The sequence below is a fragment of the Faecalibacterium prausnitzii genome (genome assembly GCF_003287495.1).
Lineage (GTDB): Bacteria > Bacillota > Clostridia > Oscillospirales > Ruminococcaceae > Faecalibacterium > Faecalibacterium prausnitzii_I.
This window is the reverse complement of the sequence record NZ_PRLE01000002.1, coordinates 295,281-321,233: the sequence shown is the minus strand read 5'-3', so window position 1 is coordinate 321,233 and position 25,953 is coordinate 295,281. Positions and strand designations below refer to the sequence as shown.

At 48.7% G+C, this 25,953-nt stretch carries 14 protein-coding genes; 2 read left to right on the top strand and 12 right to left on the bottom strand.

All coding sequences use genetic code 11. The features are described 5' to 3' along the window. The 5 genes from C4N22_RS04980 to C4N22_RS04960 form a co-directional block, all read right to left on the bottom strand. Positions 1 to 1,596, bottom strand: a complete 1,596-nt coding sequence (locus C4N22_RS04980; protein ID WP_112148197.1) for a recombinase family protein — start codon at positions 1,594 to 1,596, stop codon at positions 1 to 3. Further along, on the bottom strand, positions 1,589 to 3,280 hold the full coding sequence (locus C4N22_RS04975) for a recombinase family protein (RefSeq protein ID WP_112148196.1): 1,692 nt from the start codon (positions 3,278 to 3,280) through the stop codon (positions 1,589 to 1,591). The genes C4N22_RS04980 and C4N22_RS04975 overlap by 8 nt, the downstream gene beginning before the upstream one ends. Then, the gene (locus C4N22_RS04970; RefSeq protein ID WP_112148195.1) at positions 3,264 to 4,793 is read right to left on the bottom strand and encodes a recombinase family protein; all 1,530 of its coding nucleotides are present in this window, start codon (positions 4,791 to 4,793) and stop codon (positions 3,264 to 3,266) included. The genes C4N22_RS04975 and C4N22_RS04970 overlap by 17 nt, the downstream gene beginning before the upstream one ends. Further along, positions 4,790 to 6,439: a recombinase family protein gene (locus C4N22_RS04965; RefSeq protein WP_112148194.1), complete on the bottom strand. Its 1,650-nt coding sequence runs from the start codon at positions 6,437 to 6,439 to the stop codon at positions 4,790 to 4,792. Before C4N22_RS04965 ends, C4N22_RS04970 begins: the two co-directional genes overlap by 4 nt. Positions 6,440 to 6,608: 169 nt before the next feature. Beyond that, the gene (locus tag C4N22_RS04960) at positions 6,609 to 6,887 is read right to left on the bottom strand and encodes a DUF6870 family protein (protein ID WP_242959248.1); all 279 of its coding nucleotides are present in this window, start codon (positions 6,885 to 6,887) and stop codon (positions 6,609 to 6,611) included. Between the two features lie 400 nt (positions 6,888 to 7,287). Here C4N22_RS04960 and C4N22_RS04955 point away from each other — a divergent pair, with 400 nt between their 5' ends. After that, on the top strand, positions 7,288 to 7,680 hold the full coding sequence (locus C4N22_RS04955; protein WP_181567170.1) for a plasmid mobilization protein: 393 nt from the start codon (positions 7,288 to 7,290) through the stop codon (positions 7,678 to 7,680). Then, entirely contained in the window at positions 7,652 to 9,259 is a 1,608-nt protein-coding gene (locus C4N22_RS04950; protein ID WP_112148192.1) for a relaxase/mobilization nuclease domain-containing protein, read from the top strand. The genes C4N22_RS04955 and C4N22_RS04950 overlap by 29 nt, the downstream gene beginning before the upstream one ends. Before the next feature lie 67 nt (positions 9,260 to 9,326). Here the strand turns inward: C4N22_RS04950 and C4N22_RS04945 are convergent, their stop codons facing one another. From C4N22_RS04945 to C4N22_RS13220, 7 genes are all read right to left on the bottom strand, one after another. Beyond that, the gene (locus C4N22_RS04945) at positions 9,327 to 10,241 is read right to left on the bottom strand and encodes a nucleotidyl transferase AbiEii/AbiGii toxin family protein (protein ID WP_112148191.1); all 915 of its coding nucleotides are present in this window, start codon (positions 10,239 to 10,241) and stop codon (positions 9,327 to 9,329) included. Then, complete coding sequence (locus C4N22_RS04940; RefSeq protein WP_207657321.1) at positions 10,222 to 10,860, bottom strand: DUF6088 family protein; 639 nt, start codon at positions 10,858 to 10,860, stop codon at positions 10,222 to 10,224. The genes C4N22_RS04945 and C4N22_RS04940 overlap by 20 nt, the downstream gene beginning before the upstream one ends. Before the next feature lie 155 nt (positions 10,861 to 11,015). Then, the gene (locus tag C4N22_RS04935) at positions 11,016 to 11,822 is read right to left on the bottom strand and encodes a YodL domain-containing protein (RefSeq protein ID WP_181567169.1); all 807 of its coding nucleotides are present in this window, start codon (positions 11,820 to 11,822) and stop codon (positions 11,016 to 11,018) included. A gap of 1 nt (position 11,823) precedes the next feature. Beyond that, positions 11,824 to 12,063: a transposon-transfer assisting family protein gene (locus C4N22_RS04930; RefSeq protein WP_112148188.1), complete on the bottom strand. Its 240-nt coding sequence runs from the start codon at positions 12,061 to 12,063 to the stop codon at positions 11,824 to 11,826. Then, on the bottom strand, positions 12,060 to 16,097 hold the full coding sequence (locus C4N22_RS04925; RefSeq protein ID WP_112148187.1) for a DUF3849 domain-containing protein: 4,038 nt from the start codon (positions 16,095 to 16,097) through the stop codon (positions 12,060 to 12,062). The genes C4N22_RS04930 and C4N22_RS04925 overlap by 4 nt, the downstream gene beginning before the upstream one ends. Then, complete coding sequence (locus C4N22_RS04920; RefSeq protein ID WP_112148186.1) at positions 16,087 to 16,548, bottom strand: XF1762 family protein; 462 nt, start codon at positions 16,546 to 16,548, stop codon at positions 16,087 to 16,089. The genes C4N22_RS04925 and C4N22_RS04920 overlap by 11 nt, the downstream gene beginning before the upstream one ends. Before the next feature lie 64 nt (positions 16,549 to 16,612). Further along, a complete protein-coding gene (locus C4N22_RS13220; protein ID WP_431602977.1) occupies positions 16,613 to 25,945 on the bottom strand; it encodes an Eco57I restriction-modification methylase domain-containing protein in 9,333 nt (3,110 codons plus the stop codon). Between the last annotated feature and the right edge of the window lie 8 nt (positions 25,946 to 25,953).

The following is a 25,953-nucleotide window of genomic DNA, read 5'->3' as shown; positions in this document are numbered from 1 at the left end:
TTATGCGCCATACTTTTCCAACGCTCTCCGAATCACATCCTCACAGTTGAACTCTATTTTCATCGTTTGGTCGTCATACAGATAGACCATGCTCACAAAGGCTTCCACACATTCTTTTGTCAGCCCACCGATGTACGTTTTCTCGCTGGCCTGTTTTGTCAGAGCACGGATTTCTTTATCCAGTTCATCGGCACACTCCTGTTCTTCCTTTTCTGTCCGTATGCTATCCTGCAATGCAGCCAGTTTTTCCGAAAGAGCCTTTTTCTTTTCTATGTAAGCATCTCGCCGCAGCACACCGTCCGCATACGATTCATATAGTTTGATTTGCTCTACCCGAATGGCTTCCGCTTGCTTTTCCAAGTCCTCAATGTCCATACAGCGCACTGTGATAGACTGCTTTTCCTGCATCCCCTGATTTACCACATCCAACGCATAGAACACAGTTTTTATCGCACGAGCCACTTTTGCGTTCACCGAATATTCTCTGTAATAGCCGCCGTAGCATTTAGAGAACTTTCCGGCTGACCGTTTATAGCCGCAATAGAAAACCATTTCCCCATATTGCCTTTCGTGGCGAAGCTGTCGATTACAGTTTCCGCAGCAGATTTTTCCTTTTAACGCAAAATCATCACCCACCTTATACTGAATTGGAGTCACGTTACGGATTGCTTTCTGTGCCTGGTAGTATTCATCTTTTGTCACGATGGCCGCATGAGCGTTTTCTGCGATGATCCACTTATCCTCTGGGAGCGTCCGAACAGAGGTAGTATTCACATCAATTTTCTTTCTTCTCCCCATAACCAGCGCACCAGTGTATTCATACCGTCTAAGGATTCTCCACACGATTGCTGCGTTCCATAACATTTCACTATCCGGGGCAATAATAGGATTGCTGCCCATCAGCAGATTCTTTCGTTTCGCATACAATCCCGGCGTAGGAAGATTTAATTCGTTCATGCCATAGGCGATCTGCGTTGTATTGCGACCGGACAATGCTAATTCAAATACTTTTTTCACGCAGGGTGCGGCCTCAGGGTCAATCTCCCACCGCTGCCCACCTTTCTTGTTCCACACATATCCAAAAGGGACATTCGTGCAGGTGGCTTTCCCATTCTTCCAGTTCGTTTCCAGAGCAGCCCGAATCTTTTTCGCAATATCCCGGCTATACATATTATTCACCAGATTGCTGACTGCCACTTCGATTCCCGGCGTTCCGTTGTTCAGTTTCATGCTGTCAAAGGAATTATTCACAGCAATAAACCGAACTCCCATCAATGGAAAAATCTGCTCAATGTAATCGCCAACACCGATATAGTCACGACCAAGGCGGGATAAATCCTTTACCATGATGACTTTTATATCGCCCTGCTTCAAATCCACAACCATTTTCTGAAAAGCCGGACGATTAAAATTTGTTCCCGTGTAGCCATCATCTACATATTCTACAATCTCGCCAAATAAATCTTCCTGCTTCCCAATGTAATCGTGGAGCAGCATCCGTTGGTTCTCAATGCTGTTACTTTCATCCTTGCTGCCCTTTTTCAAATCTCCGTCTGCCAATGATAAGCGGAGATAGATTGCAATTTTATCATTCATTCTGAACCTCCGACATGATTGCAAGCACTTCCTGATAGGGGTCACTGCACTTAAATTCGACCTCCACAGAATTGTCCATTCCTACATAGATTTTCTTGATAAGTTCATGCACCAGCTCTTCATCAAATTCATTTTGATTCAGAATCCCGCGCATCCGCTCCATCTGCGCATCGCAGATTTTGATTCTCTTTTCCAGTTCCAATGCGCGCTGACGCTGCTTTTGCAGTTCATGTTCCAACCGCTGCTTTTCTGCTATGTAATGTTCCTTTAGCTGACTGTATTCATCTTCGTCCAGAATTTCAGCCTTATAGTCCTCATATAAGCGCAACCGCCGTTCTTCGGCTTCCTGAATCCGAAACAGGATTGAATTTTCTTTCATCTTGATGGAACGGGCAGAATCCAGATTGCTGCCGCGCATCATGTCTTTTACCATCTTTTCTTCTTCACACATGGTAGACACCAGATGATGAATCTGATCCATCGCCACCATCATCAGCATTTTCTCCGGCACCGCATGATAGGCACAGGGAGTCGTGTTCTTCTTTCTTTTGCAAATAAACACTCCATAGTGCGTTTCTTTCACCGTGCCATGCACTCGCCGTTCAAACGTCATGTTGCGTCTGCAGCAGCCACAGTAAACCATTCCTGAGAGATGGTTATAACACTTTTCTCTGGTTTCCTTGGAACGAGCCATCGCCCTTTCCCGTTTTTCCTTATTCTGCTCTCGCCGTGCCTGCACTTTTTCAAAATCCGATTTCAGAATGATTGCTTCATGAGCGTTTTCAACAATATGCCATTCCTTCTTTTCCACTGGATGGAGGCCAATCCCTTTGTATGATGCAGTTTGCGTTTTCCCAGATACCAATTCTCCAATATAGGCACTGCTGTTTAAAATACGAAGAACCGTACTGGGGTGCCATTTATTATAGGTAGGGTCATCTCCCTCATGTAATTTGCGATTCAGCCGTTCATTCGGCCTTGCAACTTCTAAAAATTCCAACCTGCGGGCAATTTCGTTTGTGCTCACCCCTGCAAGATACCATTGATAGATTAGTTTGACCCACTTTGCATCCTCAGTCGCTTCAAACTTATTTCCTTGCTGGTTCAACTGATAGCCATACGGTGTACACCACGATGTAGGGATTCCTTTTTCGCGGCGCATCTGGTAACTAAGGCTGATTTTCTTTGAAATGTCCTTAGCGTACAAGCTGTTTACCATGTTCTTGATGGGAACCGCAAGACTATCCACATCCGACTGCCGGATGTTGTCAAAATCATCGTTGATGGCGATAAAGCGAACATGGAGCATCGGGAAAATAGTTTCCAGATAGCTTCCCGTTTCGATATAGTCACGACCAAATCGAGATAAGTCCTTCACTACGATGCACTGAATTTTGCCTGTCCGCACATCCTGCATCATACGCTCAAATTCTGGTCGGTCAAAACGTGTTCCTGTAAAACCGTTGTCTGCATAGGTATCGGTCAGCGTCAGTTCCGGGTTTTCCCTGATATAATTATGAATTTGCAAAATCTGTGTGCGCAGGGAATCTTCTGTTTCATGCCCGCCGTTCTCAACCGACAGCCGCGCATACGCCGCCGTGCGCAGAAGTTCTTTTTCGTTTTGCTGTACGGCCTCCTGCACAGCGGCCTGCGGCATCATATTTTTTCTACTCTTTCTTGCCATTACAATCTTCCTCTCTGCTGTTCAGCCATTCTTCCGGGAAAAATCGCTTCCACTGGCTTTCTTTGAGAATCACTTCAACCTGTTCAAATTCTTTGACCCACACGCTGTCAACCCACTTTTTAATATGTACACGTTCCAGCTTATTTGGAATTGAAATAGCACGGAATTTCATCAACCAGGGATTCCCATGGCCAAATGCTTTTTCTATATCATTAACAGCCAGCATTACCTTTTTAAAGGCCGCTTCCTGCTTCTGGACTGCCACCTGATACTGATGTTCATACTCCTCTACCTGTTCTAGCGAAATTGATCCCTGCTCGTATTCCCGATAAACCGCTGCTCGTTCATCGTCCTTGGCCATTAAGTGCGCAACGATCTCATTTGCTTTTTTTCTGTACTGCAACAGTCCAGCATCCATGCACTGCTTGACTTTCTCAGGATTCAAGTCCAGTACCCTGTCAATATGCGCAGCTCGCATTTTTTCTTTTTCCAAAGCTGAAAGAATCTCTCTAAAGATTTTCTCGCTTTCGATGAAAGGGGCTTTTCCAGAGAAGCATCTATACCCCTTGTCAAACGAATAGACTTGCTGGCTTTCATCCTCCGATGTTCTGCACAACAGCCTTTTCCCGCTTTTCTTATCATAGATTTTTTTGAAAAGCAGGTTTGGTTTTTTACGGGGCTTTTTCCGTGAAGGAATTTTGGTGCACTTTATTTTTTCCTGAACTTCTTGAAACTCACTTTCTGAAACAATCGGAGGAACTTCTATTTCCCGCTTGGCCTTTGCCAGCTTCAAAGTGCATTTTCCTATATAAAGAGGATTCTGCAAAATAGCGCGAATTGTCGAAACTGGCCATTCGGTTTTTACACCCAGCCTTTTCTTCTGTGCCATCTGGACTTGCGGTGATGGAACGCCCTGTGCATCCAATGCTCTTGCGATTTCCTGGATTTTCATATCTTCCAGATACATCTGAAAAATCAGCTTTACAACATACGAACTTTCCGAATCCAGAACAAAACCTCTGGAATCCTCAGACAGTGCATATCCATATTTAATCTGCCGATGGGTCAGTGTACCTTCTTCAAAGTGATTCTGGCGATTGGTAATAAATTCCGAACGAATCTTATCAATGGCCTTTCCATTGAAATACTCTGCAACTTCTTCGGCAGTTTTGTCTGCACTGCAAAAGTCATCTTCCACAACTGCAAATTGGATACCAAGCGGATAGAATGTCCTCTGCAATGCTTCAATGGCAAACGGAAGGGTTCTTCCACAGCGGAAGATAGAATCCACAGCAACCGCATCAAATTTCCGGGCCATCCCATCCTGCACCAATCTGTCAAATCCTTCTGCGGCTTCTGCTGTTCTCTTGCGGTCACTATACTTTTCGGATACGCTGCACCCACGCTTTTTTAGATACTGTGCAATTCGCTCATTCTGTTCCGCAATCGTATTGGACGGATTTTCTTCTCCGATCCTGCTGGAAATCGACCTTGTATAGCTGACCCATTTCATTTCTCTGCCACCTCATTTCCATGATGTGCTTGATATTCCATAAATTTTTCTGTGGTACTGTGCAGTTCATCCTCGAAGCAAAAATGAATTTCAATCTCTGTTTTACTATGAACATCTATGTGGTCGATCAGTTCCACCACGACCCTGCGTTCGAGCGTTTTGATATGTTCGTACTGCTTAAATTCTTCCAGCCAAGTGGGAAGCAGCGTATCGTGCTTTAACGCTTCCTGCTTCTTTTCGCGGATTTCCTGAATCTTATCCTGCGCCTCTTTTATCTTCTGCGCAAAACGAGTGTTCATTTCTCCGTACTCTTCCCGGCTGACAACATCATCGCATAAGTCCTGATACAAACGGATTTTCAAATTACTGTACCGTTCCAATTCAGCTTCCAGCGCAGTGATCTGACTGTCCAGAATCTTTATTCCAATCTGTTCTCCGCTTGCCAACTCTGCATGGGAGAGTACCTTTTCCGCTTCTACAAGTAGTGTCACCTGATGCCGAATCGCAGCCAGAACACTTTCCGTCAGCTTCTCACTGTTTATCATGTGCGGTGTACAGCCGCCGCCATTCTTATAGGTAGAGCAGTGATAGTATTGATACTTCTTTCCGTTTTTCGTCACCGTGCGGCGAATCATATTCTGCCCGCAGTCTGCACAGCGCAGAAAACCTGATAATGGATAAACTGTTGTCTGCGATGGTGCGGTACGAGTGTCCAGTTCCAACAACTGTTGTACTTGCTGGAACTCGCCTTTACTGATAATGGCATCATGCGCATCTTCCACCCGAATCCAGTTTTCACTTCCAACATCATGGCTCTTTTTTACTTTGTAATTGATTTTCCTGCGTTTACCCTGAATCAATGTTCCCGTATAGGATTCATTTTTCAGAATACGATTAACGGAAACCACTGTCCACTTCTGATTCAGCCCAGCTTGAAAACCACAGGTATAGTTGAATCCATTGGCCCTCTTATACTCGTTCGGCGGCAGGACACCCAGTTCGTTCAAGTGGCTGGCAATGCGCTGTGAACTCATTCCGTTCAATTTCTGTTTGAATATTTCCTGCACGATGCCTGCAGCGTATTCATCTATAATCAGATGATTTTTGTCTTTGGGGTCTTTGCGATACCCATACCCTGCGAAACTGCCAATGAACTGGCCTTCTTTTCGTTTCACATCCAGGTGACTGCGGACGCGCAGCGAAATATCCCGGCAGTAGGTGTCATTGATAAGATTGTTGAACGGAATCAGAATACGGCCCTTATCATCGTTTTCCTCTGCACTGTCATAATGATCGTTGATGGCGATAAAGCGCACACCCATGAACGGAAAGATTCTTTCCAGATAACGGCCCGTTTCAATGTAGTTTCTGCCGAAGCGAGATAAATCCTTGACGATGATGCAGTTGACGTTCCTTTTCTCAATGTCCTGCATCATCCGCTTAAAATCCGGGCGTTCAAAATTTGTGCCGCTGTAACCATCGTCCACATACTCGTCGAACTTGTGCAATTCCGGGTGCTTACCCATGTAATCGTTCAGCAACGCTCTTTGATTTTTTATGCTGTTGCTCTCCTGCTGGTCGCCATCCGAACGCGACAATCGAAGATATGTGGCACAGTTGTATTTTTCATTTCCCTGAAAAAACATAAAAAGCCGATAACCTCCTAATCTATTTGTCGTTCAGACAATAAACCAAGAAATTATCGGCTTTATCAGCATATTCTGTTTTGACCCAAAGCCATTATCTCATATTTCGTGGTTCATGTCAACGCTTTAATGCGCTAAAGTGCAAATTTTCTTCTACTTTCTTCTTTTTTTATTTCCGATGTGTCCTTGCGCATTTTTTCAGCGTGTCCTCCAATCGGTTCTCTCCGGCAAAACTGATCTTTACGACCATTCCCCGGTCAAGATAGCAGTAGGGGTTCTTGATTTGTGAAACAAAATCAACCATCCGTTCTCGCTGCGACAGGTCTTTCTTGATTTCCACATCGTTGATGTCCACCAGTTCCTTGCGGTTCACATTACGGAGATCGGTCTGTGCCATCTGGCGCAGGCTTTCCATGGTGTGATAGGTTCGTGCAGTTGTTTCGGTCATTCACTCATTCCTTTCTGTTTTTGGGGTGGTCTGTCAGCCTCTTTCACTTATAGAATTGGAGAAAGGCCATTTCGCAAGGTATTTCAAAAAATTTTTTGTCTTTTTTCAAAAACACCTTGCGAAACACGCTCTGCCCGATTCTAAAGATAGAAGAACCCGAAAAATGCGTAAGGCAACGGCTTCACCGTAAGTAGAGCAAGATTCGCCTATGGTAACTCAAAACTCACTTTCGTGATTTTTCATTCCCGGCAATCTTGATGGGGATTCCGTTCCCCATTCCCACGGTACGCACAAAATCTCAGATTTTGGCTATCTGGCTCCACATGAATGTGTTCGCAGCCGAACGCCTGCGGCTTATCGGGAATTGCTTCGCAACTATAAAATGCAGGAGGATCACACTATGGCTCGACCCAAAAAGGACGAAAGTATCAGACGGACTAATAATGTAATGGTTCGTTTTACCGATGTGGAGTACGCACTGGTTTCGTGTTCTGCTGAACAGGCTGGCTATCCCGTTGCCGTTTATGTGAGGAAACAGGCCATAACCGAAAAACTTCACGTTCATTACAACATCGTTGCCGACATTGCAGAACTGCGAGATTTTGCAAGACAACTTTCCCATATCGGAAATAACCTGAACCAAATTGCAGCTTTTTTCAACAGCGGCGGCATCCAATCTCGTGCCATGTTGGAAGAAATCAATCGTTGCATGACCGACCTCCGCGCTATGCGGAAAGAAATTGCAGGACTGGCAGGTGATTATCGTGGCAATCTTAAAACACGTCGCGGGTAAAAGTGCAGACTATGGCGCGGCACTCGACTATTTGAAATATGAGCATGACGAAGTTCTGAAGAAACCCCTGCTGGATGCAAACGGGAACTGGGTACTCCGCCGAGATATTCTTCTGGAGGGCATAAACTGTGAGCCAGAACTTTTTGATGTGGAGTGCGAAATGCTTAATGCGCAGTACCACAAGAATCAGAATTACGACGAAATCAAGACGCACCACTACCTCATCAGCTTCGATCCTGCCGACAAAGACGAGTGTGGACTGACAGGTGAACAGGCGCAGGCCATCGGCATGGAATATGTAAAAGCCAACTTTCCGGGGCATCAGGCGTTGGTCTGCACCCACATGGACGGTCACAACGGCAGCGGCAATATCCATGTGCATATCGTAATCAACAGTCTGCGAAAGCTGGATGTTCCGCAGCAGCCCTTTATGGAACGTCCCATCGACTGTAAGGCGGGCTACAAACACCATCTGACGAAAGATTACCTAAAGCATTTACAGCAATCTCTTATGAATATCTGCATGAGGGAAAATCTCAATCAGGTGGATTTGCTTTCCCCGTCCGTCAACAAAATCACGCAGCAGGAGTATTATGCTAAACAGCGCGGGCAGATCAATCTGGACAAGTTGAACGCTGAACTTGTTGCAGAGGGTCTCACTCCCATGAAGACCAAATTTCAAACAGAAAAAGATAAGCTGCGCGATGCCATTACTGCTGCGGCGAAGAAAGCAAAATCTTTTGAAGAATTCTGCCGCCTGCTCCAAACCGAATCCAGCATTTTGGTAAAAGACCACCGTGGTCGATTTAGTTACCTTCTCCCGGACAGAGAAAAATACATCTCTGCCAGAACGCTGGGAACCAGTTTTGACCGTGAACATCTTCTGACGCTTTTTGAAAGTAACGCGATCACCGCTGCAAAAGAAAAACAACAATGGGGTGTTGCTGACCCCATTGCCGTTCTCTATATCAAGTCCAATCTTCGTCTGGTAGTGAATTTGCAGGACTGCGTAAAAGCCCAGCAAAGTCGCGCCTATGCTCAAAAAGTCAAAATTTCCAATTTGCAGCAGATGGCAAATACCATCGTCTATGTACAGCAGCATGGTTATGATAGCTATGAAGATTTGAAAAAAGCGCGCGATGAGCTGTCCGTCAAAATGTCCGATGCCCGCAACACCGCCAAATCTACCGATGCCGACTTAAAGCGGCTGAACGAGAAGATTCACTATCTGGGGCAGTATCTTTCCACAAAGGCTACATACAAAGAATTTTTGCAGGCGGGCAACAAGAAGATGTACCGTTCTGCACATCAGGATGAAATTGCCAGATACGAAGAAGCCGTTCAATTCTTGAAACGCAATTCCACGGATGGCACAATTCCCACGATGAAAGATTTACGAGCAGAAAAGGAAAAGTTGCTTTCTGCTCGAACCGCACAATATGAAAGCTATACCTATTTCAAAGATTACTACCACGAACTGCAAACCGCTTGCAGGAATGTTGATATGATTCTTGAAACGGAACACACGCAGCAGCACAGCCGTACCCAGCCCAAGCGCAGTCACGAACCATCACTCTAAGCGATGGCATGAAAAAGCCAGCCACAAGACTTCACTCTGAAAGTCCTGTGGCTGGCATCTCAATTTTTCAGTTGTTTTCAAAAAGGCTGCTTTCTGCAACCTTCTTCAATGCGGCTATCACCGTATCATACGGCACGTTTTCTTCCAATAGCTGCGTTGTCAGGCTATCATAGTCCTGTTTATATGCTTTTTCTCTTATGATTTTTTCAAGTAATTCTGGAACATCGGCTTCCGGCAATGCAGAGGGGCAAATGACCGATTGTGCGCGAACTGCTCGTACCTCTTTTACAAGTTCTCTAAAATTCTCATCCTGCGGCACAAGCGGCAGCAGCTTATAAATATCATAGAGGTGGCGAGAATGTTTTGCAACTTTTCCTTGCAAGTAATAATCGCAAATTGCAAAAACCTTGTCCGCCAGTGTTCGGTCAATTCCCTGCACTTTCATTTCAAACGGATTTAGATTATATTCTTCAATCGCATCTGGGGCTTCCTGCTCCATCATGTCGCCAATGTAGCTATGGACAGGCAGTAAAACAGTTGGAAAGGATACTGCCGTATAAGATGTCTCCAACAAAACCGCCGCTTTCAGCGCATCGCTTGCCATCGGAATGACTGAATCGTATGCGATCACATAGCGATTATAGTCACGGCGGCTTCTGGTTTCGTCCAGATTTTCAATCGTCATTCCAAGTTCTTGTGCCGAATCCACGATTGCCTGCTTTATCTTTTTCTTCTGTCCTTGTGATAGCAGCGTATCAATCGTAATATCAATATCTTCAGAAAAGCGGCGAATCACTTTATGGCACTTGCTCAATGATGTGCCACCCTTAAAAACGATATACGGCATCTTCTGAGCCAAAAGCCGCAGTAACATCGTAACATAATAATCTTTTTCGATTGCCTGTACCATAACACCAGTCTGCTCATAGGCCAAGTCAATCGCATCCCGGAATTGTTCTCTATCACTGTGCAAGTATGCCATTATAAATCACCCTTGTTTCTACCAGATTTTTGTACAGCTTATCCGGGTAATAAGAAAAATACGGTTCCATTTCTGAAAGGCTCAAACTTGCATCGCTCATATATTGATATAATCGCTCCTGCAAAGGCTTTCCCGTAACTTCCGAATACACATCTACATCTTTCAGCAAATCAAGGAATTGCAGCACCTTATAATTGGATTCTGTCACTGGCACTTTCGGCTTACGAACAATCACCCGCGACTTTGCCAGAGATGTTTCCCTGTATTCGTTCGTTGCTTTATTCGATACAACTTCATACAGCATAGGAACCTGTGTCGTTAGCCCCATCTGGTTAAAGAACATCAAACCACTCACATAGCCGCATCGCTTATCCTTATCTCTCAGATATTTACATTCCAACACTTTTTCTGGTGGAAGCTGTGACCCTGATTTGAAAATCGTTTTTTTCGGCAAGAAGTAAACCCCACTATCAAACCGCTTTACCTTTCCAGCATCGGTAAGTTTTTTTATCTGCTGTCGAAGGTTGGCGCGGCTCATGCCTTCGATTTGAAGATCAGCAAGGAAAATTGGCTCATTCGGTTTGTAATTTTTCAGAAGATACTCATATAATGTTTCCATACTGCCCTCCATTCACAGTTTCGTGTTTTTTATTTTCTGTTCTGTTATTATTATACTCGTGATTTTCAAAAATATCAAGACATCTTTGTTTTCCACACAAAAAAGAGTGGCGGCTCCTTGTTATAGGAACCACCACTCTGCGTCATAACGGATTTTTAGTTTTTACGGCTTCTCTCCTGCTGCTGTTGTTGCTGGGTCTGGTCTTTCTGTTTCCGCTGTGCCTGCTTGATATGCAGCCGATCCAGCACCGACCATCTGCCACCAATGCGCCGTGGCTTTTTCGGCACATTATTCACGCAACCATCTATCATGTCGTAATTCTGCTCTGTGCCGGATTCCCGCGCACGTTCATACGTTCCGTTCGTCAAGCATTTTTCATGCTCGGTCATATCCTGCTGCTTCTTTTCAGCACGATGAACATACTCTGTAAGTATGGAGCGAACATTTTCAAAGCCGTTCGGAGCATCCGTCACAAATACGCCTTTACTGTCTACCACGACTGGAGAAACAGCATCTTTGCGCTGCTCATTGCGCATCATAAAAAAGCAAACACCCTCTACAACTTCGCTGTCATACGGAAGCCACGTTCCAGTCTTTCCATCAATCTGATAATTGGGAACCATGTAGACGACAGTGTTTCCGGCTGCATCAGCATCCATAAAGCCACCGAACTCTACCAGTTCTTCTTTATCGACGTAGAAAAACTTCCGACCCTTTTCTTCATCCCATACGATCACATCGCCAACACCAAACGACCGTCCAACAAATGTGTTTGGTCGCTTTTCTTCCAGCCGCTTCCGGGCTGTCATCGGCGTATCGCTGGGGGCAGGCTTTCCTTTATATGCACTCTGGTAATTCTGATGATGAATCAAAAAGCCGTCCTCTACCTGCTGTGCATAGGATTTTGCCCAATGCTGATGATGCACCTCTTTGATTTGGAAAACTCTATACTGGTTTATCATTTTACGTTTTCTCCTTTTCCGGCTCCTCCGGCCTATGCCATTCCAGTTCCAGCCCCTTGAACTGCTGCTCATTCAACTGCTGCATCTTCGGGATGGTCTGCTGAACCAGCGCAGCCATCTCCGCCTCCTCTGCCACAAGCGGCTGGACCTCCGTCAACACCTGAATCGTATCTTTGAGTGTCGGCTGTTCAAATATCGCCATCAGCATCAATTCCAGTTCATCAAAACGCACATTACTCATAACTCCATCCCTTTCTTTTTCGCTTTCTTCGGCTTATCCTGTTCCTGTGCAGGCTGCTCCTGCTTTTTAGCTTTCAGACTGCGCAGGGCATCCAGAACAGACTTTTTCGTGTTGCTGTGTTCCTGTTCTTTACTCTGCTGCCGTGCCGCCATCAGTTTTTCCATATCGGAGATCGCCTGCTGCACCAGCTTATCATCCCTGAAATAGTTGATGGAATTGATGTTCTCGCGCTGTACTTTATCGTTCACGACCAACTCATACATTCCAACAAAGCCGCCATCTTCCTCGATGCAGAATCCAATGCACTTGTCGGCGTTCATCCGTTCGGACGGAATCTTGTCATAGGCTTCCAAAGCTTCTTCCATCGTCAGATGGTCGTGGAACTCTCCCGCAAACGTAAACTCCAAACACTCCGCAACATAAAAGCTGAGCGTTTCTTCAGGCGCAGGTCTTTCTGCGGCGAGTTTTTCTTTCAAAACTTCTGCCTGCTGTTCAGCCACCGTATTGGCCTGTTCCCGCAGTTCTGCCGCGTCCATGACTTTACCCTCTGCCGCATCGCAGCCAAACTCTGCAAGCAGTTCCGTCATAGCCTCCCGCACAGGCTTATCTCCATCCGTTTCGAGAATGCCGCCATCCCGTTCCGTGAAGTCCTTATTATATAAGGTATAGTCGAAACCATCCTCACAAGTCTGGATATGGAAATAGGCATCCGGCAATTCGTAGGCCAGTTCCACATCCTGCACGGCTAAGGCCCCCTGTAACGGCTGGAAAACATGATTCTGGATATACGGGTTATCCCAGCCCGGAACCGTTTTGTAGTCCTCTACGATGGTGTCAATGCCGTTCTTGCATTGCAAAATATCCAGCGACCCCGGCAGCGGATCAGGATTTTTCTCCACACCCAAGGCTTTCATGCAATGGTTCGGAAGCGCCTGATACTGCGACATTGCATCGTCCAGATTGCCGAACCGCTCAATTTTCAAAGGCGCGGCCTGCAAATTTTCGACCACATAGAACTGCTTTATGAAAGGCTGTTCCTGTTCCAGCTTTTTCTGCGCTTCCAGTTCATCCCGGTACATCGTCACAAAGCCATCCAAAACAGCCGGATGACTGTCAACCACCCAATCCGTGCGGAACGTCATACGCTCTACGTTATGCTCCGGGGTGCTGACCTGCTCTGCCCATTCCTTGTTGCTGTGAGAAAAGCGGCCATCATAACTTTTGTGGTGCAAGGTGTTTGCCAGGATGTAGCCCACACGTTCCATGCCGTACTGCCGCACCACCTGATCGACTACACCATCGCCAAGGTACATTCCATCATAATTGTCCGCAATCGCTTCATGGATTGCCTGCTTGCACTCGCTGTTCAGCCGATAGGATGTACGGTATAAATCCACCTCGTCATTTTCTTTGGCATAGCTGAACGGCTCATAGTAGACAGGCACATCCGAATAGTCCTGTGCGCTGTTGTCCGGCACAGGCGCAGCCTTTTCAATGATCTCCGATACCACATCTTCTTTTTTCGGCATATTCCATTTTTCAGAGAAGTATTTCTGCACGGCCTCCTGAAAATCCTCATCGAAGCCGTTCCACAAATCCTCTGCCACCAGCTTGCCCTGCTCATTGACTGCAACACAGGCCGCCATATCGCCGTGTTCCTCATGCTCCAGCAGGAAGAACTTTTCGCCGCCGACTTCTGTTTCATCAATGGCGTACCATGTGCCGATATGCCCTTCGACTGCGATGTGGTCGGAATCACCGTGGATCAGTCCATTTCTTTTCTGCTGCTGTTCCTCCATGAACTCTCGCACAGTCAACTCTGCGCCTGTGAAGTTCAGTCCTTCCTCGCCCAGTTCCAACCGCCCCTCTGCGCCAAGGTCAAGTTCTTCGACCATCAGAACAGATGCCGCATGGTTCACCACCACAGTTTTCTCCACTGTAATGGGCTGGCCTGGGTCGTAGTCCGAGCCGCGCAGATCATAGCGATATAAGCCCTCCGGCACATCTTCATCCCGCAGTCGGCCATTGCTAAAAAGACCAGGCTTATCAAAGATTTCGATTTCCTGCAATTTTTCGTTCAAAAGGTTCTCTTTCTGCAAATCCATATTCCTTTCCTTGAAAAAATCCGGCAGTTCCGCAAAACCGATACTGTCCACATAGTAGGCTTTGACCGTACTGCCATCATTGAGTACCACCACATCACTGACCGACAGCGAATGCCCTGTAAAGTCTGCCGGCCGCTGGATATTGAACCGTTCATAAATGCCATCCAGCGTATCCTTGTCCGTAAGCGGTGCGGCATAGATCAGGTCATAATCTGCACGGGAAACCGTCATGCCTTTCTTCTGCACATAGTCCAGCCCCATGAAACGATAGTTATGTTCCGGGTCACGCTCTGTAATCTGATAAATACCGAACTGCTTTTCGCTGCCATACAGCAGCACATTTTCCTGTTCTGTCATGTTCCGCTCCTGCTCCAAATCTGCTATTGCAATCTGGAAGGTATCACTTCCGCGCTCGATTTCCTCTCGTGCCGTGACAAGAATCGGCCACGGACTGATGCGGACAAGATAAATCTGCTTCCCCTCGTCATACAGTCGTAAAGCCTGTTCACGGTTTATCACTGTCAGCGGAAAATCCGGGCGTGCATACTCGTCCTCTGCATAATCTTCCCGCTGCTCCAGCAGGATCGCATCCCATGCGTCTGCCTTAATGCCGAAAATGCCATCGTGCTGCTCGATTCCCTCTTGGCTTACATAATCACCTGCCGTCCCATCCCGGAACAGCGGATAAATCCTCTCACCCAGCCGATGCCACTCCCGTGCGCCCTCTTTCGTCAGCGGCAGCACATCATCGTTCAGATAACCGTAGTCGTGCATTTCCGAAAGGCCAATCATCCCATCCGGGAGATTTTCGATTTTCTCCTGCGCATCGTACATCAGACGGTTGACTTCTTCTTTGTCATCCTCGGCCAGTGCAGCCGCCAGACCGTTTACCAGTTCTTCCGTTGCTGCCCGGTCATCCAGCTTGAAAGCAAAATTCACGATAAGGTTTCGCTGTTCATCATCGAAAATCGTTTTTTCCTGCTCCCTATTGGCAATCAGCTTTTCCGCATACTGCATCGCGGTCATGCGCTCTGCACTCCTTTCTGCCATCGCCGTTTCCAGCTTTTCCAGAAAGTCGGCAGCGGTCAATCGAATCGTATCCATCGAATCTTTCAATTCTTTCATCTCCTTGCCGCTGGCCCAGCTTGCCACATACGGGAAAGAATAGTCGGATGTATCAATGCCCAGAGCCGAGCAAACCGTAAATGCAATGCTTTCGGCTTCGGTTTCTTTTGTGAGCCGATCTTTTTCCTCGCCGTTCTGCTTCATGAAATCGCTGTTATGCAGCATCGCATGAGCAACCTCGTGGATCATCGTCTTTATGGTCTGGCTCTTGCCCATGCCGACCTGAATGCAGATTTCTTTGTCAGCATCACTGTAATATCCTTTAGCTTCCCCTTCGATTTCATCGAACCGCATCGGCACCGGTGATACCTGCTCGATTGCCGCCGTAAGCAGCGCATAGTCTTTGACACTGGCCGTCAGTTCGTTCACTTCCAGCGACGGAATCGGTTCCCCATCCGTCTGTGAAACATCGAAGACTGTCGTCACGCGGAAACGCGGAACCACATACTCCACACGTTCCATTTCTGGTTCACCGTTTTCGTTTAGCACAGCCAGACCCGTATCCTTGTCGATTTTCTCACGTTCTTCCACTTCCTTGATGGGAGCCGGAGCAATGATCTGGATGCCCTTTTCGCCTTTTTTGACGTAGCGGTTGAACTTATTCTTCCATGCGTTAAACCCTGCCACCAGTGTGGCATCAGGCCGCTGCATAGCGATCAGCAGCGTATTGTTGAAGCTGTAATTATGGAATTTTGCCATCGTGCGCAGGTACGTCGTGTACATTTCCGATGTAAAAATGTCCTTTACGCCCTGCTCCAGCCGTTCCGTGATTTCTTTCATCTGCTGTTTGCGGTCAACTGCCATGCAAGCCCTCCTTTTTCTTGACCCATCGTGTTTTCATCTGGCGCGGATATTGGTCAGCCTGTTTCGGTGCCTTCGCGCCGTTCCATTCCAAGCCTCCGGCTCTGCCCTCACAGGTGTAGCCGGCAGCTTTCAGGGAGCTGCCATTCTCCGTGTCCAGAATGTAGGTAACAACTTTGTTGTAGCCCATGGCCCGTGCTGCACGGTATGCCGCCGCATACAAAATACTGCAAGCATTCGGCGTTCCATTCGTACATAGACGGTTGACTTCCAGCGTATAGCCATCGTCCAGCCGCCGTGCCACGGGTCTGCCGCAGATAGCAACCCCCACCAATGCGCCATTGTCCGATACGCCAATGGAGAACTTATGTCCTCGCGTCGGTTTATGGTGGCGGTGATACTGCTGCACAAACGCGTTTGCCGTTTTCAGATTGATCGGTGTTAATGTCAGCAAATGCCCTCCTTTTTCAAAAATATCCCGTTAGATTCCTTGCAGAGATCTAACGGGGTTATCCTATTTATAGTTCCATTTCGTGACTTTTTCGCTTCTGGGATTTCTGCGGTTCTGCGCTGCGCCCTGCCTGCTTTGCATGAAGCTGTGCCAGCACAGAGGGTTTCCGCACATTGTCCGCAGTGCGCTCTGCAACGCGGCCCGCATAGTTCACAGGCTGACGTGGCTTATCTGCAACCTCGGTTTCGGCTGCATCCTCATCCACTCCCAGCGCATCCTCACCGCCCTTTTCGTCCATGTTGAGCAGAGAGTTCAGCTCCGCAAGGCGCGCAGATTTTTCGGCCAATTCTGCTTCCTGCGCGAAAGGACGTTTGGCTTCTTCCTTTGCCTGCGCCAACTGCTGTTCCAAGGTCTCCAGTCTGCGTTCCACCTGCGGCAATGCTCTTTCGATACCTGCCAGTGCATTGGTAACGCGCAGGATATTACCCAGCGGGTCTTTGCCGACTTCCATCGAATAGTTCCATGCGCCCTTGATGGACAGGCGGAACACCTTATCGAAGTTGTCAAACCGGGAATGCAGTTCAAACGCACCGTAGCTGCCGATTCTGCCCTCGGTGCCTGCTGCTTTCAGAGCCTTGCAAGCCTCAATGATGACCGCACCCGCTTCCTTGCGTTCGCTGTACACCTTACCGCTGATCTCCATAGCGAAGTGGTCTTTATCCTGCGCCAGAAGCGGTTTTGCCGCTTCCATATCGTTTTTCAGGGCTTCGATCTGACCCTTTGCCGCAGCGATTTCTCGCGGATAGCGGCGCGCAATATCCGATTCCAAACTATAAATCTGGCTGGTGTGGTTGGCTTTCAGCAGCTTCAGCTTACTGACCTGAATATCCAGATCCATCTTTTCCTTGATGTAGGGATTGCCCGTTGCCAGTGCCTTGATTTCGGCATAGGACAGCGCGGTATCGTCCACATCATCGCAGGCACGGACAGGCGATTTGGAAGTCATGATCTGCGAGATGAACTTCTGCTTATTTTCCAGAATCTGCCACATATACGAATCAAACGTATTTTCAGTGATGTAACGATAGATTTTTACCTGCTTATTCCGATTTCCCTGCCGGAGAATACGCCCCTCCTGCTGTTCCAGGTCAGAGGGCTTCCACGGACAATCCAGATGATGCAGGGCAATCAGCCGATCCTGAATATTGGTTCCTGCGCCAAGTTTCGGCGTAGACCCCATCAGAATACGCACCTGACCAGCGCGCACCTTTGCAAACAGGTCAGCCTTTTTGGTTTCCGTGTTATACTCGTGAATGAACGCCACTTCTTCACGAGGAACACCTTTCGCCACCAGCTTTTCCCGCACATCATCATAAACATTGAATGTACCATCTGCCTTTGGTGTCGATAAATCGCAGAAAATCAACTGTGTTCCCTTGTCCGGCGCAGATTCTTCCCAGACCTTGAACGCATTGTCCACACAGCGATTCACCTTACTCTCCGGCTCATCCGGCAGCATATCATTCATAAGCCGCTGGTCGAGTGCCAGTTTTCTGCCATCGTTGGTGATCTTGAGCATATTATCGAATCTGGGATTCACATTACCGTTGCGTACAGCTTCGGCACGGTCTGCAAAGGAACTTACCATTTCTTCCTGTATCTCGCTGGGTTTCAGCACTTCGTTAATGTACTCCGCTTTCGGCACGGGCAGGTTCAGCATATCCGCCGTCTGTACATCTGCCGATTCCTTGAACAGAGAAATCAGCTCCGGCAGATTGAAGAACCGGGCAAAACGTGTTTTCGCACGGTAGCCGGTTCCTTCCGGGGAAAGCTCGATTGCCGTGACAGTTTCGCCAAAGGATGCCGCCCAATCATCGAAGTGGCTCAGTCCCATCTTCTGCAGGGTGTCATACTGGAGATAACGCATAATGGTGTACAGCTCCACCATCGAGTTGCTGACCGGGGTTCCCGTTGCAAAGGTCACTCCCTTGCCGCCTGTCAGTTCGTCCAGATACTGACACTTTGCAAACATATCACTGGACTTCTGCGCATCGGTCTGGGCAATACCTGCGATATTTCGCATTTTTGTGTAGAGGAACATATTTTTATAGAAATGTGACTCGTCCACAAACAGACGGTCAACACCCAGTTCCTCAAATGTAACCACATCATCCTTTCTTGTCTGGTCGTTCAGCTTTTGCAGCTTTGCTTCCAGTGTTTTCTTTGTTTTTTCCATCTGCTTGACCGTAAAACTGCGGCTATCCTCACTCCGGGCATCTGCCAAAGCCAGTGTAATATCGTCGATCTGACGCTCCACAATGGCTTTCTGTCGTTCCGGGGAAAGCGGCACTCGCTCAAACTGCGAATGACCGATCACGATGGCATCGTAATCGCCGGTTGCGATACGGGAGCAGAACTGCTTTCGATTGCTGGGTTCAAAGTCCTTTTTCGTTGCCACCAGCACATTGGCATTGGGATAGAGCCGCAGGAAGTCTGCGCCCCACTGCTCTGTGAGGTGGTTCGGCACCACATAGAGGTTTTTCTGCGATAGGCCCAGCCTGCGGCTTTCCATGCCGGCAGCGATCATCTGGAAGGTCTTTCCTGCGCCCACGCAATGCGCTAACAGCGTATTGTTGCCGTAGAGAATATGCGCTACGGCATTTTTCTGGTGCGGCATCAGGGAGATTTCCGGGGTCATGCCCTCAAAACGAATATGACTGCCATCGTACTCACGAGGACGAATCGCATTGAAAATCCGGTTATAGGTCGCACACAAATCCTCGCGGCGGTCTAAATCCTTGAAAATCCACTGCTTGAACGCTTCCCGAATGGATTCCTGTGCCTGCTGTGCAAGCATGGTTTCCTGCTTATTCAGTACACGGTGGTCGCCATCCGCATCGTGAATCGTATCGTAGATCTTGGTATCCCGGAGGTTCAGGGCATCTTCCAACAGCTTATAAGCATTGACGCGCAGGGTTCCGTAGGTATTGGTAACAAGCGGATTGCCGCGATCCAGCGACTTGCCCGAAATGTTCCATGCACCTGAAATTTCGGAATAGGTTGCTTTAATGTCAATACCAGCATAGTAGTTCGGTGTTTTGAACACTTCCTTCATAAACTGCGTGATGTACTCCGGCTTCACCCAGTTCGCACCCAGCCGTACTTCAATTTCTGAAGCATCCAAATCCTTGGGCTGTACCCGTTTCAGGTAGTCCACATTGATCTGATATTCTGCATGGTTTGCCGCAAAGGTTTCTGCTGTGGCCAGTTTTTCACGAACATTGCCTGACAGGTATTCATCCGAGGTTTCCCACTGCTGTGTCACAGGGTTTCGGAAAATCGCACCTGCCAGTTCATCCGTGATCTCCTGTTCCGGTTTACCGCAGAGCTGCACCATAAACGGCACATCCACCTTTGCTTTTTCTCCAATGGAAAGTGCCAGGGCTTCGCTTGGCGTATCCACTGAGGTAACAGGCTCCGGCTTACGGATGGTGCGCTTTGTAAAAATATCGGCAAGCCGTTTGAGATTCTTCTCTTCATCTAGGATTTCCAGCGATGCCAGCAGACAATAGCTGCTGTCCTGTCGGAACGCTCGCTTGTTGGCAGTGCTGTTGATAAGACCATACTGCGCCTTAAATGCGGTGTACTGCTGTTTCAGTTCATTCTGCAAAAGCTGTACTTCCGCATCCGAACCATCATGCAGCTGGCAGTCCAACAGCTTCCGGGTGGTTTCCCGCAGAGCGATCATGCCCAGCACTCGCTCTGCAGTTACGGCAGGCAGTTCCACCTTGTTCATAAAGGAGTTTTCACGGTAGTAAATCTGTCCGTCCACATTCGTGAAGCTGAAATTCTTCACACTTAGGTCTGCCGGAATGGGTTCTTCCTGCACATCTAGTTCATCGTCGGAGATTTCCGGCTCCGTGATGGTGGCATGGATGTTGCCGACCGCCTCTTTTAACTGCTTGGCAAGGTCTGCGCCTTCGATGGGTTTGACCGTAGTTTCCTGCTTGCCATACTGAGTGCTTTCGGTGGTGATCTCCCCCAGCACCATCTCAGGATGCTGCGCGAAATATTGGTTGATGGAGTAGCCTTCCGGTGTTTCAGAGAGATCCACCCAGTCAGCCCTCTCCACTGCCGCACGGTCACGCTTCTGCAGGAACAGAATGTCCGCAACTACGCTCGTGTTGGCATTACGCTGGAACGCGTTGTTCGGCAGACGAATTGCGCCGACCAGATCGGCGCGGTTGGCAAGGTACTCACGGACAGAAGAATCCTTCTTATCCATCGTACCGCTGGACGTTACCACCGCCACCACACCGCCCGGACGCACAAGGTCAAGGCTCTTGGCGATAAAATAATCGTGGATGAGGAAATTGTGGCGATCATACCGCTTATCCGGCACCTTATAATTGCCAAACGGCACATTGCCCACAACACAGTCGAAAAAGCTGTCCGGGAACTGCATGGTTTCAAAGCCCTGCACCGCAATCTTGTTTTTCTGGTACAACTGCTGTGCAATGCGGCCCGAAATGCCGTCCAGCTCCACGCCGTACATCCGAATCTTCTCCATGCTCTCCGGCACCAGACCCATGAAATTGCCGACACCACAGGACGGTTCCAGCACGTTGCCTTTGGACAATCCCATATTGCCCAGGGCTTCGTACATCGCCTTGATGACCGTAGGAGAAGTGTAAAACGCATTCAGCGTACTGGCACGGGCTTCCTTATACTCATCTGCCGTGAGCAGCGATTCCAATTCAGCGTGTTCCTTTGTCCAGTCCGCATTGTTTTCGTCGAACGCCTGCGGAATGCCGCCCCAGCCCACATACCGGGAAAGCATCTCCTGCTCTTCTGCGGTAGCCTGCCGTTGCTCTGCATCCAGCGTTTGCAGCACCCGAATGGCCTCCACATTGGCTTTATACTTTGCTTTCGGCCCTCCTGCACCGAGATCATCGTCCGTAATACGGAAGTTCATAGACTCCTGTTTGGACTGCGCAGGCAGTTCCGTTTCTGCTCCACTGTCCAGCGGAAGATTGTGCTGCCGCCTTGCATGGTTGACCTCTGCCGTGGTCATAGGCTGCTGGGTCAGTGGTTCAAGGGCTTCCTCTGCCGCTGCACGGCTGATGGCATCCGTTCGGTTCTGCACATCTGCGATCAGCTGCATCTGTTCCGGCGGAAAGTCAGGGTTGAGCAGTTCTTCCAGTTCGCCGCCTGATTCTGCCACCGAATAGATCACATCCATCTGCTCCGGGGAAAAATCCTCGTATGCAACGCCAGCGTTGTGCAGAGCCGTAAAGACCGTGATTTCCACTGCTTCTTCCATCGGCACATCTGCCTGCTCATACAGGTGCCGAATGTAATCCAGCGGTTCCGTTCGGAAGATCGGATACCGAGCTTCTTTCGCAAGGGTCATGTCCTGCAAGCTGACCGTTCCCTGCTCAAAGTTGACAGAATCCACGCGGAACTCTCTATCGTCCAGTTCGATGATGGTATTAACAGGCAGATATTCCTCTCTGCGGAAGTATTTCGTTTGGGCATGGGTTCCATCTTCCTGCTGGCCGGACAGATAGACGTTCTCCCCTTGCTTCCAGAGCCTCATTGCCTGTGAAGCCCACTGTTCACGCGGAAAACCAGATACCTCAACTTTGTCGAACGCGGTTTCCTTTTCCAGAATTTTTGTTCCAAGCAGTTCGGAAACGCGCTTTGCATCTCCGCCGTAGAACTCAAAGTTTCCGTACTGCTCGTAGCCGACCAGAGCATCCGGGTGACGTTCTTTCAGCGCGTTATACTCGTTGGCGGCATCCAGCGGCAGGGGCTGCAAGGTCGGCTCAACGGCCTTCTCTTCCGCTGCATACGGAACCATCATGCCGCGCACCCATTGCGGTGCGTCCTTGCTATCCTGATACAGTGCAACGGCATCCCGCCTGTCCGTAATAACGTCCTGATAGGTGCGCTGGAAAATATCTTCCTGAATCCACTCTCCGAAGTGCGCCCATGTGTCGATAGCCTCGGAGTAAGCAGCATTTTCCACCTCGCCGGAAGCAAACAAATCCTCGATTTTCTCACGGATCAGATTTTCCGCTTCTTCCTCGGTGGTATCGCGATCACGCAGCAGCGGATAGATTTCGCTGCGCTCTACCTTTTCCAGCAGCGTGTACAGACATTCTTTATAGATGCTGCGGCTGTCTTTCTGGGTATGGTCTGCATCCAGTTTCAGGAAATCGTTCAGCGGATTCTTCGCCAGCGTTTCGCTATATGACGGTAACGGAATGACCCGGCCAGCCACCGCCGAATTTTCCATATCTTTCAGATAAACGTCATGCGCATTGGAACGCTCAATGCGGTACAGATGGTTATTGTCCAAATACAGAAAACTGCCGTTTTCTCTGCTGTACATTTGCTTAGGCTGATTTTCAAACGATTCTACTGCTTTTGCATCTTCTCTCGTTTGACAAATAACCGCCTTTGCATCATTCAGACTGTTAAACGGCCCTGTTTCTGCTGTACCTGTTCCCGTTTCTTCGTCATAGTTGTAATGGTTATAGAATTTGCCATCGGAATATTGCAGAATTGCAATATCCTCGATATATCCCGCCTGCATCATCACCGTTGACTGATACCGTGCAACGACTTTTGCCTTTCGAGGTTCCTCAACCGCTGCGGCGGTTGACTGCTCTTTCGATTGCGGCTCCTGCTCCATAAAGTCGAACATAGACATCTGCCCCTGTTCAGGAACCGCAATCTCAACAGCCCTTTTCTTTTCCGGGAAAATCGTGTACGTTCCCTCGACATACTGGTGCAGGATAGAGAGGAATTCTGCCTTGCGCTCATATTCTTCCGAATCCAGCGGCACAGACAGCAGTGCATTGTCCATCTGCTCCAGAAGTTTTGCCGACTGTTCGGAGTCTGTCAGCTTTTCAACAAGAGCTTTTCGGCCTTCTTCATGGTAAAGGTCTTGCGGATAAGGACGTTCTACCTCGTTCGGCAGATGGTGATAGAATCCCATCACCCGCATTGCCATCCGCTCGCGCTCATAGACAGGCATCCGGGAGTAGTCCGCAGGTTTCAGATATTCACTGTCGTGGATGAGCCGCTCTATTCGGCCTGCAGCCTGATTCCAGTTCAAATGAACGCTGGCATACGGGTTCCCGTATGGGCCACGCTCCAAAGCAATGCCCCTGCCATCGTGATCTTCGTGGGAATCGTCTGCCCCGCAGAGCGCATGGCTGCTGCCGCCGATTCCGTAATGGTCTTTCAGGAAGTCTGCCCGCTCTTTTTTGTCCTCGTGGTTCAGAAAGAATGAATAGATTGCCAGCCGACTGTCCGAGTAATTGCTGCCCCGTGTAAAATATCCATTGATTTCATCTTCCGTGATGAATCGTTTGTACTCATTCCAGTGAAAGCCATCCCGCGCCGAGTAGTTCTGATAAGGCTTTGCAAACTGCTGGAACAGCGCCGCAACCTTATCCGGCTTATAAAAGTGCATCCGCATCAGGTCTTTATCTTCGGCATAGGCTTCTCCCAGCGCGGACAATCTTTCATTGAGATCGGTCAGAAAAGCTGCATCGTCCAGCAGGCCCGCCAGTCTGTCCGTCAGTTCCGGGAAACCGCCCCTGAAGATTTCTGTATCCTGAAACACTGCTTCGGCAACGCCATCGGCCAAGTCGCGCTCCATATAAGCCAATGTCTGCGCGTGTTCCTGCAAAGCATTCTGCCGTGCAGCATCCAGAACCGCCTGCGGCGCATACTCACCCTGCCGGAGCAGTTCATAGATACGGTTGCTCACATCCTCCCACGACAAAAACGCATTGACAAGCGTGCCGCCCTTGGCCGTGTCACCTGCTGCAATGCGAAGCCCCAGATCATCGAACCAGACTGCATACTTTGAACCGTCAATTTCAAAGCCTTTGCCGCCCGTACCATATTCGTTTTTCACGAACTCCGTGTACTCTTCCGGGGTTTTCTCAACCATGAAATTGTAGATCAGACGAAGCTGACCTTTACTGCGGTTGCTGCCCGTGCGCAGAACTTCATCAACCACCTCGGAATCAAGTGCAATTTCATCCGCATACCGCGCCTGGATCGGTGCTTCAATGGCGCGGATCTGCTGTTCCACGGTCGGCAGATCAGGAAAAGAAAAAGCAGAGGCAATTTCTTCCTCTGCTTCGCTCAAATCCTGTTCCGTTGTCGATTCAGTTAATTGTACACCAATTCCTTCAAGACGATCTCCTCGGCCATCGCTGTCAGGTTGTTCTGGTGCGCCGCCCATGCCAGCGGGTCCTGCTCCTTGCTCGGTGCCGGGAACTTCTCGTTCAGGCTGTCCAGCAGCGTTTCCACCCTGCTTTCCGCTTCTTCCTCGATCTGCGCCAGATGCTGGTTCAGCCTGCCGCTCATCAGCATACTCTGATACCAGTTCTTGCGGTTCTCTTTCAGATACGTCCTGCGCAGCATCCCGTACTTCCCGATGGTCTGCGGCTCGTCCTGCACGGCCAGATTCGGGAACAGATAATCTCCCTTGCGGTAATACGTCAACTCCATTTTCTTGTCCTCCTTTGGTCGTGGCTTCTTCAGTTTCACGCTTTAATACACTAAAGTCTGTATTGGTATTATACAAGCTGTCAACAGTTTTTTCAAGCTGCTGCGTGATTTCTTTTTTGTAAATTTTCCGCATCTCACGGCCAATGTCAAAAAGAACCGCTTCGCACTGTTCGGAAACCGCGTTGCCAAGGAACGACAGCACCTGCAGCTTGTTGAAATCCACGATGCGGATAAAGTCATCATCGTCCAGCACATCCATAGGCTCCTGCCCGCAACGCCGGGAAAGCGTATAGAAGATACTGTTGGTCATCAGTTCCCGGAAGCGGACACGGATGTTATCTTCGTCCAGTTCTTCCAGAAAAGTGTCTTTCACCTCATAGGCCAGACCGTCCATCGCTTCATCCAGATTGTCGGCGGTCAGCTGCTGTGCCAGTTCCAGCAGAGCAGCGTTCATGCTGTCCGTCTGGGATAAACCGTAGGTATCTGCCAGATGGTCTAAGATAGCCTGCTCATGCTCGTGGCTGTCCAGATTCCATAAGAGCGGTGTTTTTCCGCCGCGCACCAGATGGGTGTCAGCAATATCGAACACATACCGCAGTCTGGTACGCGGTCCGGTATCATCCAGAAGCGCGATGCCTTTTGCACCACGGTTGACCCATCGGCTCATTTTCTGATTCCAGAGTTCCAGTTCTGCACAGGCGGTCGCATCGGGCCGCTGTGCGTGGATCAGGAGCGCATCGGTGAACGAATAGCGGTACAGCCGCGCCGCCACATCCAGATAACTCATCCAGTCCTGTGGCGAGTTACTGACATACCGGGCGTTCTGCTGCGCCAATTCTCGAATATCGTTAATCTGTGGCAAGGGTCAAA

What these genes read in the sequence shown, in the direction of transcription:
- C4N22_RS04945 (WP_112148191.1), bottom strand. Translation starts at nt 10,241, where the DNA reads ATGGCATACTTGCACAGTGATAGAGAACAATTCCGGGATGCGATTGAC.
- C4N22_RS04970 (WP_112148195.1), bottom strand. Translation starts at nt 4,793, where the DNA reads ATGAAATGGGTCAGCTATACAAGGTCGATTTCCAGCAGGATCGGAGAA.
- C4N22_RS04930 (WP_112148188.1), bottom strand. Translation starts at nt 12,063, where the DNA reads ATGAGTAATGTGCGTTTTGATGAACTGGAATTGATGCTGATGGCGATA.
- C4N22_RS04960 (WP_242959248.1), bottom strand. Translation starts at nt 6,887, where the DNA reads ATGACCGAAACAACTGCACGAACCTATCACACCATGGAAAGCCTGCGC.
- C4N22_RS04975 (WP_112148196.1), bottom strand. Translation starts at nt 3,280, where the DNA reads ATGGCAAGAAAGAGTAGAAAAAATATGATGCCGCAGGCCGCTGTGCAG.
- C4N22_RS04965 (WP_112148194.1), bottom strand. Translation starts at nt 6,439, where the DNA reads ATGTTTTTTCAGGGAAATGAAAAATACAACTGTGCCACATATCTTCGA.
- C4N22_RS04940 (WP_207657321.1), bottom strand. Translation starts at nt 10,860, where the DNA reads ATGGAAACATTATATGAGTATCTTCTGAAAAATTACAAACCGAATGAG.
- C4N22_RS04980 (WP_112148197.1), bottom strand. Translation starts at nt 1,596, where the DNA reads ATGAATGATAAAATTGCAATCTATCTCCGCTTATCATTGGCAGACGGA.
- C4N22_RS04925 (WP_112148187.1), bottom strand. Translation starts at nt 16,097, where the DNA reads ATGGCAGTTGACCGCAAACAGCAGATGAAAGAAATCACGGAACGGCTG.
- C4N22_RS04955 (WP_181567170.1), top strand. Translation starts at nt 7,288, where the DNA reads ATGGCTCGACCCAAAAAGGACGAAAGTATCAGACGGACTAATAATGTA.
- C4N22_RS04935 (WP_181567169.1), bottom strand. Translation starts at nt 11,822, where the DNA reads ATGATAAACCAGTATAGAGTTTTCCAAATCAAAGAGGTGCATCATCAG.